Origin of the sequence: Butyricicoccus faecihominis, from assembly GCF_014648015.1 — a bacterium.
In the GTDB taxonomy this organism is placed as follows: Bacteria; Bacillota; Clostridia; order Oscillospirales; family Butyricicoccaceae; genus Agathobaculum; species Agathobaculum butyriciproducens.
This window is the reverse complement of the sequence record NZ_BMQH01000004.1, coordinates 33,013-49,661: the sequence shown is the minus strand read 5'-3', so window position 1 is coordinate 49,661 and position 16,649 is coordinate 33,013. Positions and strand designations below refer to the sequence as shown.

Below are 16,649 nucleotides of genomic sequence, written 5' to 3'. Positions count from 1 at the left end.
ATCTGTGCAGAATGGGGGTATTTACGCTCTGCGGAAGGGAAAAAACAGTTCGGAGAGGGTGCATCGAAATAAAAATTTTCATAAATACGGATATTTAGAACTTAATATATAATAATATGGAGATAACTAAATACACAAACGTTTGCGAATGTACAAATTACACAAAAATAAACAAAATACTTCTTACAATGTGAGGGATGAAACTTTGCCTGATTCGGTGTTATACTGTATATATACCAAGGAGCGCAGGGTGCAAAACGACCATCAGCGCAAACGTGTGCGTAAACGGTTTCCGCAGGAAATGAGGAGGAGCAGAACATGACAGAAACGATTGCATATCTTCGCGAATTTCACTTTGCATCGGTCGTGCTGCGGCTCGCTCTGGCTATGCTGCTCGGCGGCTGCATCGGTCTGGAGCGAGAACGAAAACGCCGTCCGGCGGGCTTCCGTACATATATGCTGGTGTGTCTGGGTGCAACGCTGACCGTGCTGCTCAGCCTGTACGAATTTACCATGGTGACAGGGCCGTGGTCGGATATTTGCGCAGAGATCGGCATAAAAACCGACGTTTCCCGTTTCGGCGCACAGGTCATCAATGGCATCGGCTTTCTCGGCGCAGGCACGATTCTGGTCACCGGCCGTCAGCAGGTCAAGGGACTGACTACCGCCGCCGGCTTGTGGGCTTCGGCGTGTACCGGCCTTGCGGTCGGCGCGGGATTTTACGAGTGCGTACTGATCGCGTTTGCTATGATCTTTCTGAGCATCCGCCTGTTCCCGATCGTGGATGCATACATTCAGGAAAACGCACGCGATATCAATCTGTATCTGGAGTTTAACTCAATGGATGATGTCAGCACGATCATCAATCAGCTGAAGGCGCAGAATGTGCAGATCTATGACATTGACATCGAGCGCAACCGGAGCGGTGAGCAGCTGCATCCAAGCTCGATCTTTTCGATTCGTCTGAATGAAAAAATACCGCATACGCAGCTGCTGTCCGAACTGGCCGGTCTGGATTGTCTGTGTGTAATCGAAGAGCTGTAACGGGAGGGAAGCAATATGTTATCTGTTTTTGACGGTCTGCGCAGCGTTACCACGCTCTCCGTATTTGTGCGTCTCGCCTGTGCATTTATCTGCGGCGGCATCATCGGCATCGAGCGCTCGTACAAGCGCCGTCCGGCAGGCTTCCGCACGCATATCCTCATCTGCATCGGTGCAGCGATCACCACGCTGACCAGTCAGTATCTGTATCTGAATATGCATTATTTCACTGATATGGCGCGTCTGGGCGCGCAGGTTGTTGCCGGAATCGGCTTCATCGGTGCCGGTACGATCATCGTCACCAAGCGGCAGAATGTGAAGGGACTGACAACGGCGGCCGGACTGTGGACCTCGGCTATCATCGGTCTGGCGTTCGGCGGCGGCTTTTATGAGGGCGGCATTCTGGCCACCGGCTTTATCATGCTGGCAGAGCAGGTGTTCTCGCGGCTGGAGTACCGTGTGCTGGAGCACGTTCCCGAGATCAATGTGTATATGGAATATGAGGATAAAACGTGTCTGGACGATGTGCTGCAGCTGTACCGCAGATGTGATGTCAAAGTGCTGAATATCCAGATCACCCGTGCGGCGGAAAACGGTGAGCACAATGCCTGTGCCATCTTCACGCTGCGCCTGCCGCGCAGCTGCACGGTAAACCGTCTGATGACACTGGTCGGCGAGCGTAAAGGCATCGTGTCGGTCGAGGAACTGTAAAACAGAACAAATCTATTGCATTTCATCCTTTCAGGCAACACCGCATAATGAGACAAAAGGCGACTTGCGAGCAGGTTTTGCGTGCTGACGAGGCTTGGTTCTGTGGTAATACTTGAGGTATTACCATGAAAGCGCAGCAAAGTCAGGGCGCAGAATTTCAGCAAAGCGTCGCAGCAGCGCGACCGGAGTCTGCGCAAGAAGCTGTGGTTCTCATTATGCGGTGTTGTCTTAACAGACCGTAAACCTTTTAACGCGCACTGGCGCGCGAATTGTATAAATTGAAGGAATATGACATTTTGACAGACTGAGACGCACATCTTGCGATGTGCGTCTTTTTGCGTATTTGCACGGTTACAGCTCCGGCACATCTGTATCTATGAACGGTACATCGGTTTTGCATACCGCATCAATCGCTTTGGACATATGCTGGATACGGTACTGCCGCGGTGACGTACCGACCTTCTTAACGAACAGGTTGATCAGACTGCCGCTGGTCGAGTAGCCGACCTCCTCGGCGATTTCCGCAATCGGCTTCTGCGTGCGCACGAGCAGAACCTTCGCACGCTCAATGCGCGAGTTGATGACATAATCGGCAGGGGAGAAGCCGGTGCGGCGCTTGAACATATGCGCGAAATAGGACGCACTCAGGCACACGGTGGACGCCAGATCCTCCACGGAAATCGGCTGACCGATATGCGAGCGGATGTACTGGATTGCCTGCTCGACCGGCGTATCCGCTGACTGCTCGGCGGCACTCGGTGAGAGCAGCAGGTCAAACATGCGGTAGATGCGTGCCGAGCGCTGCATGTCAGTCTCTACACCGTTCTCATCGTAAAAGCGCACCATGTCGTACAGCAGATTGCCGATCAGCGTGTTGTTATCGCGGCGGATGAGCCAGCCGTGCCGGTCGGTGATGCGGCGGCACAGCTCACGCGCGTTCGAGCCTTCAAAGTGCATGTACACGAACTCCAGTCCGTCCTCGGCGTGGTAGTAGTGCGGCTCAATGCAGTCGAGCAGCAGTATGTCACCGGCCTCGGCGACATTGAACTCACCGCGGTACTCCACGCGGAAGCGTCCCTTGCGGATGTAGGCGATGAGAAGCGGCGGATAACTGTCGCGCTTCATAAAATAGTTGGCGGTGCAGTAGTAGTGACCGCACCATGTCGGGTAAAACAGCAGTTCTCTCGCGGTCTGCGACGGCGTAAACGGAAAACAAACCGACTCACTTCGGATGCCGGGATCAACACTTTGCATAGACTCTTCTCCTTCCTTATTTTGCACTCATAGAATCCATGAACGAAATAGCAGGATTGATGAACTGGTTTTCTGTGTTTTTTCACAGAAAGCAGGATTGATGAACTTTGCAGCAGAAACGCTTATTGAATATATCCATAAAATATTTTATACTTAGGCCAGAAGTTAGGAAATGGATACAATAAACAAAGATAAATCGAATTTGTTGTATGTATTTCACAAAACATCAAAATTAGCAGTACAAAAACAGAATCAAACACTTTTTTGCAAATCAAAGAAAGAAGGAAAACATTATGTTTATCGGTGAAAAGAAAATTGCTCGTCCGTTCCGTTGGGGTATCGTAGGCGGCGGCCGCACTTCCGGCGTTGGCTACAAGCATCGTCTGGGTGCTATGCGAGACAACACCTCGTTCGTACTCAAGGCTGCAGCGTTCGACCTGGACTTCGCCCGCTGCGTAGACTTCGGCAAGAACCTGAACATGGATGAGGAACGCCTCTATCCGGATTACAAGACCATGTTCGCTGAGGAAGCAAAGCGCGAGGACGGCATCGAGGCTGTTGATATCGCAACCCCGAACTTCCAGCACTTTGAGGTCTGCAAGGCAGCTCTGGAAGCCGGCCTGCATGTAATCTGTGAGAAGCCGCTGTTCTTCAAGGTTGAGGAAGGCGAGGAGATCAAGAAGCTGGCTGAGGAAAAGGGCAAGATCGTTTGCGTAACCTACGGCTTCTCCGGTTTCGACCTGCTGAGCCAGATGCGTTCCATGGTCCTGAACGGTGACATCGGTGAGGTTACTATGGTAGACCTCCGCTACGCACATGGCTTCGCTTGCGATCCGACCGGCGATAAGCAGGCTGAGGGTCAGAAGTGGCGTGTTGATCCGGCAAAGTCCGGCCCGTCCTTCGTACTTGGCGACCTGTCCACCCACACCTTCTACATGTCCGAGCTGATCTGCCCGCAGCTGAAGCTGAAGCAGCTGCTGTGCGACCGCCAGAGCTTCATCAAGTCCCGCGCACCGCTGGAGGACAATGCTTACGTCCTGATGCGTTATGAGAACGGCGCAGTTGGCCGTATGTGGGCATCCGCAGTTAACGCAGGTGACATGAGCAGCCAGCACATCCGCATTGTCGGCACCAAGGCTTCCCTCGAGTGGAACGACATGCATCCGGATGAGCTGTACTACGAAGTACAGGGTCAGCCGCGTCAGACTCTGGTTCGTGCAATGGATTACCTGAATCCGGAAGCTCTCGAGTACGAGCGCCTGGGTGCTCTGCACTACACCGGCCTGATCGAGTCCTGGAGCAACCTGTACACCCGTTTTGCTATCGCAATGGATGCAAAGAACCGCGGCGACGAGGAGACCCTCAAGAATCTGGTTTACCCGGATCTGGAGCACGGCATCGACGGCATCCGCTGGGTAACCAAGTGCGTAGAGTCCGCTGACAAGGGCGGCGTATGGGTGGATTTCAAGTAATTCTCCCAATTTCCATCTAAACTAAGGCAATACCGCATAATTGAACAAGAGCGATTTGCGAATAAATTTTGCGTACTGATGAGGCGCGGTTTCGCAGCAATACTTGCCGTATTGCAAGAAATCGCAACAAAATCAGAATACAAAATTTCCGCAAAGCGCCGCTGCTTTAATTGTGCGGTGTTGCCTAAGATACTCTCTCATTTCTTTTCTCTGTACCGCTGCCTTCCGTAAGGCGGGCAGCGGCAACCTTTTAAGGTGCTTAAAAATTCCCTCCTATATAACATACTCTTGAAATTCTCTCTCTAAAAATCGCTCCAACGATTTCTACTACAACAAAAAAGAAGAAAAGTGAGGTTTTTTATATGAAACTCGCAATTTGCACTGACGTATTCGCTGATCTGTCCTACACGGACATGCTTGACAAGGTAAAGTCCCTCGGTATCGACGCGGTCGAGATGACCGCAGGCGGCTGGGGTGCCCGCAAGCACTGCAACACCGCGGAGCTGCTCGCGGACGAAGGCAAGCGCAAGGAATTCATGGGCGAACTCGAGAAGCGCGGCATGCGCATCTCTGCACTGAACACGTCCTGCAACCCGCTTTGGCCGAGCAAGACCGGCGAGGAATACAAGAAGTCCATGTACGACTGCGCTACGCTGGCAGGTCTGCTGGGCGTCAAGAAGATCGTTGCGATGGCTGGTCTGCCGGCCGGCAACGAAACCGACACCACCCCGAACTGGATCACCTCTACCGTTTCTTGGCCGGATTTCATGGCTCCGGCGTATGAGTACCAGTGGAAGGTAACGATCGAGTTCTGGAACGAATTCATCGCACACTGCAAGAAGTGCGGCATTGAGCACATCGCTATCGAGGAATTCCCGGGCACCATGGTTTGGTCTGCTTCGACTCTGCTCAAGCTGCGTGAGGCTACCGACCCGATGCTCGGCATCAACCTCGACCCGTCCCACATGATGGTTCTGGGTGCTGACCCGATCGCAGCTGCACGTGCTCTGAAGGGCTGCATCTTCCACGTTCACGGCAAGGATGCCCGTATCGAGCGTGGTCTGGCTGACACCGACGGTCTGCTCGAGCCTCGCCCTGTTACCGAGTCCGCTGACCGCGTATGGAACTACGTTGCAGTCGGCTGCGGCAAGGACCTCCAGTGGTGGAAGGAATTCTTCTCCGTTTGCCACATGATGGGCTACGACGGAGACGTTTCCCTCGAGATGGAGGACCTGACCATGACTGTTGATGCAGGTGTCAACACCTCGATCGACGCGCTGCGCCAGACCATCAGCCAGTAATTGGTGCGGCATCACCGAACAATTGCGTCTGCGGCACTTTGCGAAAATTTTGTGCCCTGATGTCGTTCCGACTTTTTGCAATACACAAAGTATCGCTGCAAAGCCGCGCCTAATCAGGACGCAAAATTTGTTCGCAAATTGCTCTTGTCGAATTGTTCCGGTGATACCGTAAAAGAAAAAGATTTTTCATTAAGTCCACAGCATTTTCGCAATTCCAGCACCACCCCCATAGAGAAGAAAGAAAATCAATATGAGAAGAAGAGAAAGGGCAGTGTTTGAACTATGAAAAAGAAGCTTTTAGCAATGACGTTAGTAAGTGCTCTGTGTGCCGGCATGCTGGCAGGCTGCGGCGGCGGTTCGTCCGCATCGACTGGCAGTACGGGCGACAGCGGCTCCAACGCTTCCGGTGATGCCTACAACGTAACCGTTATCGTAAAGCATACGGACGGTCACTTCAACAAGGTTATTGCCGGTGCGCGCGCTTACGGCAGCGAGCACGACAATGTAAACGTCGAAATCCAGTCTCCGACCTCGGCTACCTCGTATGATGAGCAGGTCAACATGATTGAGACGGCACTCGGCAACCCAGGCATTGACGCCGTTGTTATCGCTCCGCAGCAGTCCACCTCTACCGCAACGCTGGTAGATACCGCGACCAAGCCGGTCGTAGCACTCGATACCGACTTCACCTCGGACAAGAAGGCATGCTTCGTTGGCACCGGCAACGAGGACGCAGCGCTGAACGGCGGCAAGGCGGTTGCTGAGGCCTGCAAGGCACTCGGCAAGGACAAGCCGACGGCGGTTATCATCGCAGGCGTACAGGGCGACGAGACCCATGAAGCACGTCTGCGCGGCTACCGCGATGCGATCGAAGCCGCAGGCGGTCAGGTGCTCGAAGTGCAGTACACCGACACCATGCCGGACAAGGCAGCCGCCGCTATGGAGGCGGTTATCCAGAAGTACCCGAACGGCGTAGACGCAGTTCTGTCCATCGCGGATGACATGGCGCTTGCAGCTGCAAAGGTTATCAAGGATTCCGGCAACACCAATTACGCAGATACCGTTCTGTGCGGTTTTGACGGCAACCAGTCTGCCATTGAGGCTGTTATGGACGGCTCTCTGACCATCGACATCGCTCAGATGGGCTACGACATGGGCTACAAGGCTGTTGAAGCAGCAGTTACCGTACTTGAGGGCGGCTCGGTTGAATCCTTCATCGACTCCGGCTCCAAGGTTATCGACTCCTCCAATATCGATGAGTACGTCTCCGACATGAAGTCCAAGGGTCTGTGGGAGTAATTCAAACACACATTTGACAGCATAAACAGTTTATAGACAGGGCGGACGCAGAGTTCGACACATGCGTCCGCCCTAACTATACGCATTTTTGAGAATTAAATTACAAATATGGGAAATTGAAGCGGTTGAGGGACCGCGTGAAAGAGGGGATTCCAATGGTTTGGACTATGGCGACGTTTATCGGTTTTACGATACTTGTTGCAGTCATTTCGTATGTAAAAACAAAGGGCGATGACCAGAGCACCGCAGACGGCTATTTTCTGGCCGGACGCGGACTGCCGGGCTTTGTTATCGCAGGTTCGCTGCTGCTGACCAACCTGTCGGCAGAGCAGCTGGTCGGCACAAATGGCCAGACATGGAGTGTGGGCATGAGCCCGATGGCGTTCGAGATCGTAGCGGCTCCGTGCTGTATCGTGCTGGCGCTGTTTGCGGCGCCGCGTTATCTGAAAAGCGGCATTACCACCATTCCGGAGCTGATCGGTCTGCGCTATGACCGCAGCACAAAGCTGTGGTTCTCCATCGCGTACATCCTGCTGTACATTGTCGTACAGATTCCGGTTATCCTGTACTCCGGTTCGCTGGTATTTGAAAATATCTTCAACGTATCCGGTATTCTGGGCGTAACCAAGTTCCAGGCCGTTATCATTCTGTGTATCATCATCAGTGTCATCGGCTCGATTTACGCCATCTTCGGCGGACTGAAAGCCGTTGCCGTATCGGATACCGTAAACGGCATCGGACTGCTGATCGGCGGCTTCATGATCCCGTTCTTCGCACTGAGCGTGCTCGGCAAAACGGCAGGCGGTGACGGTCTGTCGGTTATCGATGGTATGCGTTTCCTGATCGAAAACCATTCGGATATGCTCAACTCTATCGCTCCGGCGGATTCTCTGCCGCCTGCGGTTCCGTGGCCGACCGTATTTACCGGTCTGTTCTTCCTCGGTCTGCAGTCATGGTGTACGCACCAGTCGTTTATTCAGCGTGTACTTGCTGCAAAAAACCTCAAGGAAGCACAGAAGGGCGCACTCTACTGCGCGTTTCTGAAAATTATTGGTTTTATGTACCTTGCGCTGCCGGGCGTTATCGCGTATGCGCTGTTTGAGCTGCAGGGTGATCAGGTATCCATGATGGACGAAGCGTACCCGCAGCTGGTTTCGCAGGTTGTTCCGGCTCCGCTGATGGGCTTCTTCGCAGCCGTAATGCTCGGTGCGATCCTGTCCTCGTTCAACTCGGTGCTGAACTCGGTAGATACCATGTTCACCATGGATATCTACAAGGAATTCATCGACAAGGACGCTTCCGAGGACAAGCTCGTCAAGGTCGGCAAGAATGTCGGCATCATCTTCGCGGTGCTGACCACCATCGTTGGTCCGCTGATCTACTTCTTCCCGGCAGGTCTCAAGACCTTCCTGGATTCCCTCGTTATGCTGATTGCACTGCCGGTTCTGACGGCCGTATTCGGCGGCTTCTTCTTCAAGCACCTGCCGAAATACAGTGCAAAGGTCATTCTGGTGCTGCATGTGGTCTGCTACGGCTCGTTCCTGCTGTTCCTCAACAGCAAGTTCCATTATCTGTATGCTGTATTCGTTCTGCTGCCGGTTGAGCTGCTGATTATGTTCATTTTCAATCAGCGAAACAAGACAAAGCATCCGGAGGCATGGGTACAGAAGGACATCGGCGCTGTCGATCTTACTCCGTGGAAATATAGATGGGTTGCTACTGCACTGATTCTCATTTGTGTTGCAGTGGTTTACCTTGCGTTCTCGCCGCTCGGCATCGGTACCTGGAGTTATACACAGCCTTTCTAAAATCGAAAGTAAAACGGAGTGCGTTTGCACTCCGTTTCAGTCTGTCAAAAAGCAGCATTTCGACTCTTGTACTTCGTGCGGCAGCACGCATAAAATAGAATTTGCGGAGCAAATTCATAAATTCCGAGATACACAAGGGAAGAAAAATGTGCCTGCAAGGCGCGGCTTTTCTTCGAAATTCGATCGAAAGGCTGCTCGGAAAACGTTAGTGTTTCGACAGACACAAAAGCCCGCACAGTTGCTTTACGCTGTGCGGGCTTTTGCAATTTACTTTTCAGTCGAATCCTCCATCACGAAGCACGCTCGGCCGTTCTCCTTGGCCTGATAGAGCACGCGGTCGGTTTCGGTGAGCAGGTGCTTGATCTCCTGCGGGAAAACAAAGCGGTACGCGCCGATGCTGCAACTGACCGTGACCTGCTCGAGAATACCGGAAATATCGCGCAGGAACTGCGTCAACAGATGTTCCAGTTGGTCCTGCGACAGATCTATATCGAGCATTACGGCAAACTCGTCACCGCCGATACGGCCGACAGAGCCGCAGAAACGAAAGGTGTTCTGTAAATGCTCGGCAAACTGCTTGAGGACCTCATCACCGACAGAATGGCCGTATTTATCGTTGATGTGCTTGAAATAATCCAGATCGCAGACCAGAAACCAGCCGGCTGCTCCGGCGTGGGACTTCTGGCTGCGGAGACAGGTGTGCAGGAACAGCTTGCGGCCCATAATGCCGGTCAGAAAGTCCAGCTCGCCGGTGTACTCACGAAATTTCATGTAGCGGTAGACCATCAGGATGAGGATGAGCAGAATGAAGTTGAGCGCCAGCATGGCAGTCAAAAACTGCACCTGCAGGTGGAGAATATCCCGATGGATGTGCTGTGTGACATCTACGCCGTGCTGCCCGAGCATGTAGTACATACGGCTGGAGAAGTAGACGGTCGAGAGAACCGCCATACAGAAGATAAACGTACTTACGCCCCCCAGCACGAAACCAATCTTTGGAGACCAGTACGGGGTGTTTTCGTATTCATTGACCGCGTTTTTATAGGTCTGGATAAAGGGACTGTGATATAGCTTGTCAATCGCCAGAACGACTGCAGCACAGAACGACAGGATGATAAGGTCGCTTTTTTTAAGTATAAATATTGATGAAATATTAAAACCGAGAGAGGGGAAGAGCAACCCCATCGCAGTATAGACCAGAAGCGCGTGCAGCTTAGGCGCCGCGATCGTAATGAGCAGCTTGCACAGATTCTTTCGTTTGCTTTTACGTGCCAGCTGAAACAGACAGCCGAGCAGAAAACCAAACAACACGCGCGTGCCGACACTCAGCAGTATGCTTCCGATGGGAAAATCACTCCGGAACGGAGAAAAGACCGCGTCTGCAGGCATGACATAGGTCGCGGAAGCCTTATACAGACTGCCAAGACCGAACAGCAGTCCCGCGAGGGAAGACTCGGCCGGGCCAAACAGGCAGGCGATAATGACGATAGGGATATACGCTGTGGTAATAGAAATCGGCGGAATGTGCATATATCCTAAAAATGTAAAGGACATAATGACTTCCACCGCCAGCAAAAGGCTGAATATGTAGTGCTCAAATTTGTGTGTTTCCCAGATTGTATTCATTTTCCGGATTACCTTTATATAGGGCAGTACCGCGACAGATACGGATGCAGAATTTGCTCGCAGACCGCACTTGTTCGATCATGCGGTATTGCCATGAATTTTGCTGATAATTAAAAATATTTAACTATATTATATAGTAAAGGTGCGGAAAATGCAACCGATTTGCTTGTGCAGACAATTTTGAGAATTGCGGAAAAGTTCCGATGGGATGCGTGCTGGAGCGTTTTTCGCTTCTTTTCGTTTATACAGATGATTCGTTCTGGACGCTGTGGCGGTAATCCTTCGGTTTGAGACCGGTGATCTTCTTAAATATGCGTGAGAAATACACAGGATCGTTAATGCCGACCCGCTCGGCAACTTCATAGCTTTTGAGCGCCGTAGTGCGCAGCAGATTTTTTGCGGCTTCGATGCGCACGTTCTGTAGATAAGTCGTCAGCGTTGTGCCGGTCTCGCGCTTAAACAGGCGCGAGAGATAGCTTGAGCTGAGATAGAACTGCTGGGCGAGCTGGTCGAGCGAAAGCTGCTCGCCATAGTGTGCGCTGATGTAGGTCTGTACCGAGGAAACGATATGGTCTGCGCTGGCGGCGCTGCTCTGCGCCATGTCCTGCGTTTGCTGCACGAGGGCGCGGGTGCAGGATTCCATCTCAGCGATGGAGTTGGTCTCCATAATGCGCTTGAGCGAGGAAATGCTGCCGCCCTCGAGCGAATGTCCGGCCATTCCGGGAAACTGCAGCTCCATGCCGAACTGGTGAATATATACGCAGATATTGCGCACGGTATCCGGCGGCAGCTTGCTGCTGTCCGCATAGGCAAAAATGCAGTCGAGCAGCTGCTCTGTGTCGGCGGGATTACGCAGCTCCATCGCAGATTTTAGGGCAGAGAGCATTTCAAAGATTTCGTCAGTCAGCTGCTGCGGGAACGAGCTGAGCTCAGCGAAGTGCGTCACCGGATGGTCGGGCGTGAAGACGGTGAAGCGCACCGCCTGCGCGGCTTCATCGGCGGCATCGGCAAGATTGATGGGATTGTCATTGCAGTTGGAAATGCCGATAAACAGCAGAAAATGTGCCAGACTGCCGACAATATTCACCGCTTCCCTGCATAATGCGGTAATGGGCGCTTCACCGGCGGCACAGATGACCACAAAGCAGTCCTGCGTGCCGCGGGCGATGTAGTAATGCGGGTAGGAGGATAGACAGTCAGACAGAATCTCCTGCGACTGGTTGAGATACTCGCTGTATTCTTCATCGGTCAGCGTTTCCTCGGACAGCGAGGTAATATACAGCTTGAGTACAAAATAGCTGTGCAGGTCCATTTTCAGCTGAGCCAGGCGGTTGAGCACATACAGCTGCGAGCATGCAACACGGTGGACGAGGTCATGCAGCAGCATGCTCTGCTGCAGCTCCATGTTGCGCGCCGAGGTCGTGGAGAGCTTCTCCTGCAGGTCCTGACTGCTGCGGTCTTCCGCTATGGCGGCCTTGGCTTTTTCGATGGCATTGGTCAGGTTTTCTACCGTCATCGGCTTGAGTACAAAATCCACCACATGATACTGGATGGCACGCTGCGCGTAGGCAAAATCCGGATAGCCGGTCAAAATGATGACTTTGATGCCGGGATGGTCGCGGGCGATGATCTCGGCAAGCTCAAGACCGTCCATTCCGGGCATACGGATATCGCTGATAACGATATTCGGCTGAATGACCGGAATCCGCTCGAGCGCCATCATGCCGTCATCTGCCTGTGCGGCAATCTCACAGCCGAGGTCGCCCCAGTGGATGCAGTGTACCAGACCCTTGCGGATGGCGGATTCATTGTCAACGATCATAACTTTCAGCATAGGTCTTTCTCCTTTTCGGGCGGTGCGGTGATGATGGGGAGCGTCAGCACGATGCTCGTGCCGTGTCCGGGTTCGGATTTGATCGACATGCCGTAGGGCTCGCCGTACAGCAGCTGAAAACGGCGCTCGATGTTGTGCAGCGCAACATGTGTGTGGTGCTTGTCGTCGCTGCCGGGCTGGGGGATGGCGGACGGGTCAAAGCCTACGCCGTCATCGTGCACGCGGATGTACACGGCGTCCTCCTCCTCCCAGATGCTGACGCGCACCCAGCCGCCGTGACGCTTAGGCTCGAGTCCGTGTACGATACTGTTTTCTACCAGAGGCTGAATGGTCAGCTTAGGCAGGTAGCAGCCGAGCAGCTTGTCGTCCTCCACATCGACGGTGTACTGCAGCTTTTCCTCAAAGCGTTCCTTTTGCAGGGCGAGATAGTATTTTACAGAATCCAGTTCCTCCTGCAGGGTGATAATCTGCTTGCCGTGGTTGACAACGCTTGCCCGCAGCAGCTGCGCCAGATTCTGCACCGTGGTGCAGATGGCCGGCTGACCGGCTACCATGCAGCGGACATTGATCAGCTCGAGAATATTAAAGATGAAGTGCGGCTGAATCTGGCTCTCCAGCTGATGAATCTCTGCGTCGCGCAGCAGCAGACCGCGCTGATAGACCTCCTGAAACAGGGTGTCCAGCCGGTCGGCCATGTCGTTGAAGGCATGCGAGATAGCGGTCGTTTCGGTGTAGGGCGTTTCATCCATGCGCACGGAAAAATCACCGCTGCCGATACTGCCGATGGTGTGCAGCATTTGCCGCAGAGGACGCAGCAGCAGGATGAGACAGGTGGCAGCCAGCAGCAGAGCCAGGATCAGGATGGCAGCACAGACGAGAAAATACACACGCGTACTCTGGCGCACACCGGCGAGGATTTCGGCGTTTGGAATATAGATATCCACGCGCTCACGGCTTTTGCGGAGTGAGCTGGACGCATGATACCACTTATTCATATCCTCGTTCTCGCGGAACAGGTCGGTCTGCAGAGAGCTGATGCGTTGGCCCTGATCACCGCTGAAAATGACGACAGTGGAAGGGTAAAGCTGGTTCAGCGACAGCGTGGAGAGCAGCTTGTTGATGTTCAGCTCCACGATGATTTTGCCAAGCGGCTGCATGGTGTTGAGGTCAACAAAATCGACGATCATATATGCGTATCCAACGATGGTATAGTGCGTGTACAGCGTGCGTGCGGAGTTGCAGTCCTCGTGCGTCTGGTACATCTGCCGGACGCGCCACGAGGTATTCAAATAGTAGTTGCCGCCGTAGACCGGCACATATTGGTCGTTTTTGATCAGGTAGATGGCGCTGACCACATCGGGGTTGAGCGAATCGCCGAGCGAGAATGCGCGGCTGAAATTCTGCTCCAGCCGGAGAATCTGGATCTGGGTGAGCGGCTCGCTGCTGCTCATCATCTGCTGGGCGGCGCTGTCCGAGGTCAGGTAGTACACACCATCCCGCAGGGTCTCCATCATGCGGTCGGTGCGGTCGGTGAATTCGTTCAGATACATGGAAACCGTCTCACTGGCGGTATGCTGCAGCTGACCGGATACGGTATGGATAAAATAGATGCCGGCGGTGACAACAGGTGCGAATACCAGAACACATATCATCACAACGACCAGCCCGATAAGAGAGATCTTGCGTTTTGCCATACAATACACCTCACGGGAGATTCTGCGAATCATACAAGGGCAGCACCATACAATGGAGCTGCGGAGTTACCCTAAATATACCACAATTCGACCGCTTTGTGTACCATCCGGAGGGGGAGAAGCGACATTAGAAAAAAATATCCTGTTTTGGCGCAAAATAATCCTATGTTTTCAAAGAGGAGTGCAGAGCGTGTGAACGAAAAGCAAAATCGTCATATGTTTTGACCGGTTTACTGCATTGAGGGCAGACTGTTCCTCGGGTATAATAAATACAACAAAACACAGAGCGGTATTTGAATGAGACAAATGCCGTAAGGAGAGAAAGAGGAGGAACCCCACATGAAAACAAAGCGTATCCTCTCCCTGCTGATGGCAGGCGCGCTGCTGACCGGCGCACTGACCGGCTGCGGCGGCAAGAAGGATGATTCTGCACAGAGCGGTGACAGCTCCGGTGTGATCACCATCAACTATCCGACGTTCCAGTGCGGCACGAATACGTCCGCTCCGGTATGCGATGAACTGATTAAGGAATTCAATGAGAAGTACGCAGGCAAGTACGAGATCAAGAAGGAAGACGTTCCGGGCGACCAGAACTACATCGACAAGATCAAGGTACAGCTTGGCACGGGCGATCTCCCGCCGGTTATTTACGGCGGCGGCTACAATCTGCTGGATATGGTCGTTGCCAAGGATCTGGCAGTTGACCTGACCGATGCGGTAAATTCCGATGCAGACTGGAAGGCACTGTATTCCGATACCGCACTGGCTACCAACAGCCGCGACGGCAAGATCTACGCTTCCTCGATGGAAGGTCAGGTTATCGGTTACTTCTACAACAAGGAGCTGTTCAAGCAGGCAGGCATCACCGAGCCGGCTAAGACCTGGGACGAGTTCTTCCAGCAGTGCGACAAGCTGAAGGCAGCCGGCATCACCCCGCTGTCCATGGATACCGCAGATTCTGCGTGGGTAACCCAGCTGTGGATGGGCGCTATGGTTGGCACCGAGTCCGACGCAGGCCTGGAGTTCATGAATACCATGAACCCGACCGACTACAACAAGCCGGAAATGATCGCAGCAGCCGAGAAAATCCAGAAGATGTACCAGAACTACACCACGCAGGATGCAATCGGCGGCAAGTATGAGAATGCTGCAAACAACTTCCTGTCCGGCCAGACTGCAATGCTGGCGAACGGCCCGTGGATGATCGGTGATTTCTCCGATACCTCCATGACAGAGGAAGGCTTCGCTGATAAGGTCGGCGTAGCACTGTTCCCGGGCAACTTCGTATACGATGCACCGATTCAGGGCTACATCGTTACCAAGCAGGACGACCCGAAGGTAGAAGAGGCTGCCATTGAGATGGTCAAGTTCTTTACCTCGGCTGAGGCACAGCAGACCGCAATGGAGATGCAGGGCATGGTTCCGGCCTCCAACACGGTAGAGCTGACCGACACCGCAAAGGACAAGTACCCGCTGCTTGCTGAGTTCCTTGACCTTGCAACCACTGAGGGTGAAAAGCGCTCGGATACTCTGCAGGCTACGATGTACTCCAACCTGCTCGACGTTATGAGCCAGCAGCTCCCGCTGCTCGCTTCGGGTGAGCTGGACGCAAAGGGCTTCTGCCAGACGCTGACGGATGCTGCAGCGAAGAACCAGTAAACTGTTTACCGCAGGGACCCGTCAAAAACGGGTCCCTGTTTTTCTCCTCAACAAGAAAGGAAACCGCTTTATGAAACGTAAAAAGGGCTGGCTGCCGGTGTTCCTGCTTCCGGCTGTCGCATTGTTCCTGCTGATCTATGCTGTTCCGCTGGTGATCGTGTTTGTTTCCTCACTGTTTGATTACCGGCTGACGGGCGATTCGATGACATTCATCGGTCTGCAGAACTATACACAGCTGTTCAGCGATGCGACCTTCCGGCAGGCGTGCGGCCACACGGTCGTCTGGATTCTGATTCACTGTATTATTCATGTCTCCATCGGCGTTATCCTGGCGCTTGTGCTGTACAAAAAGCCGCGCGGCTGGAAATTTGTCCGTACGGCATACATGATCCCGAATATCATCTCCAACGCCGCAATGGGCATGATCTTCCTCAATATTTTCAACCCGCAGTACGGCGTGGTCAATTCCATCCTCAAGGCTGTTGGTCTGGAAAACCTGACGCATAACTGGCTGATGGATACCACAACAGCGTTCCCGTCCGTCACCATGACGTGGCTGCTGTTTGCGGGCTACACCACGACGCTCGTGCTCGCCGAGGCGCTGACCATTGACGATTCGGTGCTCGAAGCGGCCCGAGTGGACGGTGCGACCTCGTTCCAGACCGATATGTTCGTTGTGCTGCCGCTGCTGCGCAAGATCATCGGCACGACCATGGTCATGGCGGCAACCTATATGCTGCAGATGTTCGACCTGATCTACATCACCACCAAGGGCGGCCCCGGCTCAACTACCATGAACCTGCCGCTCATGCTGTACAGCGTGTACAAGAACGAAAACAACTACGGCTACTCGAATGCGATCGGCGTTTGCATCGTCATCGCGGGTGTCGTTTGCATGACGCTCATCAACAAGGCGATGCGCGTCAACGAAGAAGACTACTAAGGAGGCG

The 16,649-nt window shown here is 53.3% G+C and carries 12 protein-coding genes; 8 read left to right on the top strand and 4 right to left on the bottom strand.

Annotation, left to right across the window (positions count from 1 at the left end; all coding sequences use genetic code 11):
• The first annotated feature begins 318 nt into the window (after positions 1-318).
• The gene (locus tag IEY11_RS04965; protein WP_117554962.1) at positions 319-1,044 is read left to right on the top strand and encodes an MgtC/SapB family protein; all 726 of its coding nucleotides are present in this window, start codon (positions 319-321) and stop codon (positions 1,042-1,044) included.
• A 15-nt stretch (positions 1,045-1,059) separates the two neighbouring features.
• On the top strand, positions 1,060-1,752 hold the full coding sequence (locus IEY11_RS04960; RefSeq protein WP_117489569.1) for an MgtC/SapB family protein: 693 nt from the start codon (positions 1,060-1,062) through the stop codon (positions 1,750-1,752).
• 351 nt (positions 1,753-2,103) lie between these two features.
• Here IEY11_RS04960 and IEY11_RS04955 read toward each other — a convergent pair whose 3' ends face one another.
• Positions 2,104-3,006: an AraC family transcriptional regulator gene (locus IEY11_RS04955; protein WP_117489571.1), complete on the bottom strand. Its 903-nt coding sequence runs from the start codon at positions 3,004-3,006 to the stop codon at positions 2,104-2,106.
• A 293-nt stretch (positions 3,007-3,299) separates the two neighbouring features.
• Here IEY11_RS04955 and IEY11_RS04950 point away from each other — a divergent pair, with 293 nt between their 5' ends.
• The 4 genes from IEY11_RS04950 (at position 3,300) to IEY11_RS04935 (ending at position 8,886) form a co-directional block, all read left to right on the top strand.
• Positions 3,300-4,478: a Gfo/Idh/MocA family protein gene (locus IEY11_RS04950; RefSeq protein WP_117751205.1), complete on the top strand. Its 1,179-nt coding sequence runs from the start codon at positions 3,300-3,302 to the stop codon at positions 4,476-4,478.
• A 362-nt stretch (positions 4,479-4,840) separates the two neighbouring features.
• The gene (locus tag IEY11_RS04945) at positions 4,841-5,779 is read left to right on the top strand and encodes a sugar phosphate isomerase/epimerase family protein (protein WP_118284888.1); all 939 of its coding nucleotides are present in this window, start codon (positions 4,841-4,843) and stop codon (positions 5,777-5,779) included.
• A gap of 303 nt (positions 5,780-6,082) precedes the next feature.
• On the top strand, positions 6,083-7,078 hold the full coding sequence (locus tag IEY11_RS04940; RefSeq protein WP_158578267.1) for a sugar ABC transporter substrate-binding protein: 996 nt from the start codon (positions 6,083-6,085) through the stop codon (positions 7,076-7,078).
• 155 nt (positions 7,079-7,233) lie between these two features.
• Positions 7,234-8,886: a solute:sodium symporter family transporter gene (locus IEY11_RS04935; RefSeq protein WP_188885975.1), complete on the top strand. Its 1,653-nt coding sequence runs from the start codon at positions 7,234-7,236 to the stop codon at positions 8,884-8,886.
• A gap of 267 nt (positions 8,887-9,153) precedes the next feature.
• Here the strand turns inward: IEY11_RS04935 and IEY11_RS04930 are convergent, their stop codons facing one another.
• From IEY11_RS04930 to IEY11_RS04920, 3 genes are all read right to left on the bottom strand, one after another.
• Positions 9,154-10,512, bottom strand: coding sequence for an ECF transporter S component (locus IEY11_RS04930; protein WP_188885974.1), 1,359 nt, complete (start codon positions 10,510-10,512; stop codon positions 9,154-9,156).
• 241 nt (positions 10,513-10,753) lie between these two features.
• Positions 10,754-12,346: a response regulator gene (locus IEY11_RS04925; protein ID WP_188885973.1), complete on the bottom strand. Its 1,593-nt coding sequence runs from the start codon at positions 12,344-12,346 to the stop codon at positions 10,754-10,756.
• Positions 12,340-14,040 carry a sensor histidine kinase gene (locus tag IEY11_RS04920; protein ID WP_188885972.1) on the bottom strand — a complete coding sequence of 567 codons (1,701 nt, stop codon included), beginning with the start codon at positions 14,038-14,040 and terminating at the stop codon, positions 12,340-12,342. The genes IEY11_RS04925 and IEY11_RS04920 overlap by 7 nt, the downstream gene beginning before the upstream one ends.
• Positions 14,041-14,379: 339 nt before the next feature.
• On the opposite strand from IEY11_RS04920, the gene IEY11_RS04915 reads away from it, so the two are divergent.
• Positions 14,380-15,699, top strand: a complete 1,320-nt coding sequence (locus IEY11_RS04915; protein ID WP_188885971.1) for an ABC transporter substrate-binding protein — start codon at positions 14,380-14,382, stop codon at positions 15,697-15,699.
• 70 nt (positions 15,700-15,769) lie between these two features.
• On the top strand, positions 15,770-16,642 hold the full coding sequence (locus IEY11_RS04910; RefSeq protein WP_188885970.1) for a carbohydrate ABC transporter permease: 873 nt from the start codon (positions 15,770-15,772) through the stop codon (positions 16,640-16,642).
• The last annotated feature ends 7 nt before the right edge of the window (positions 16,643-16,649 follow it).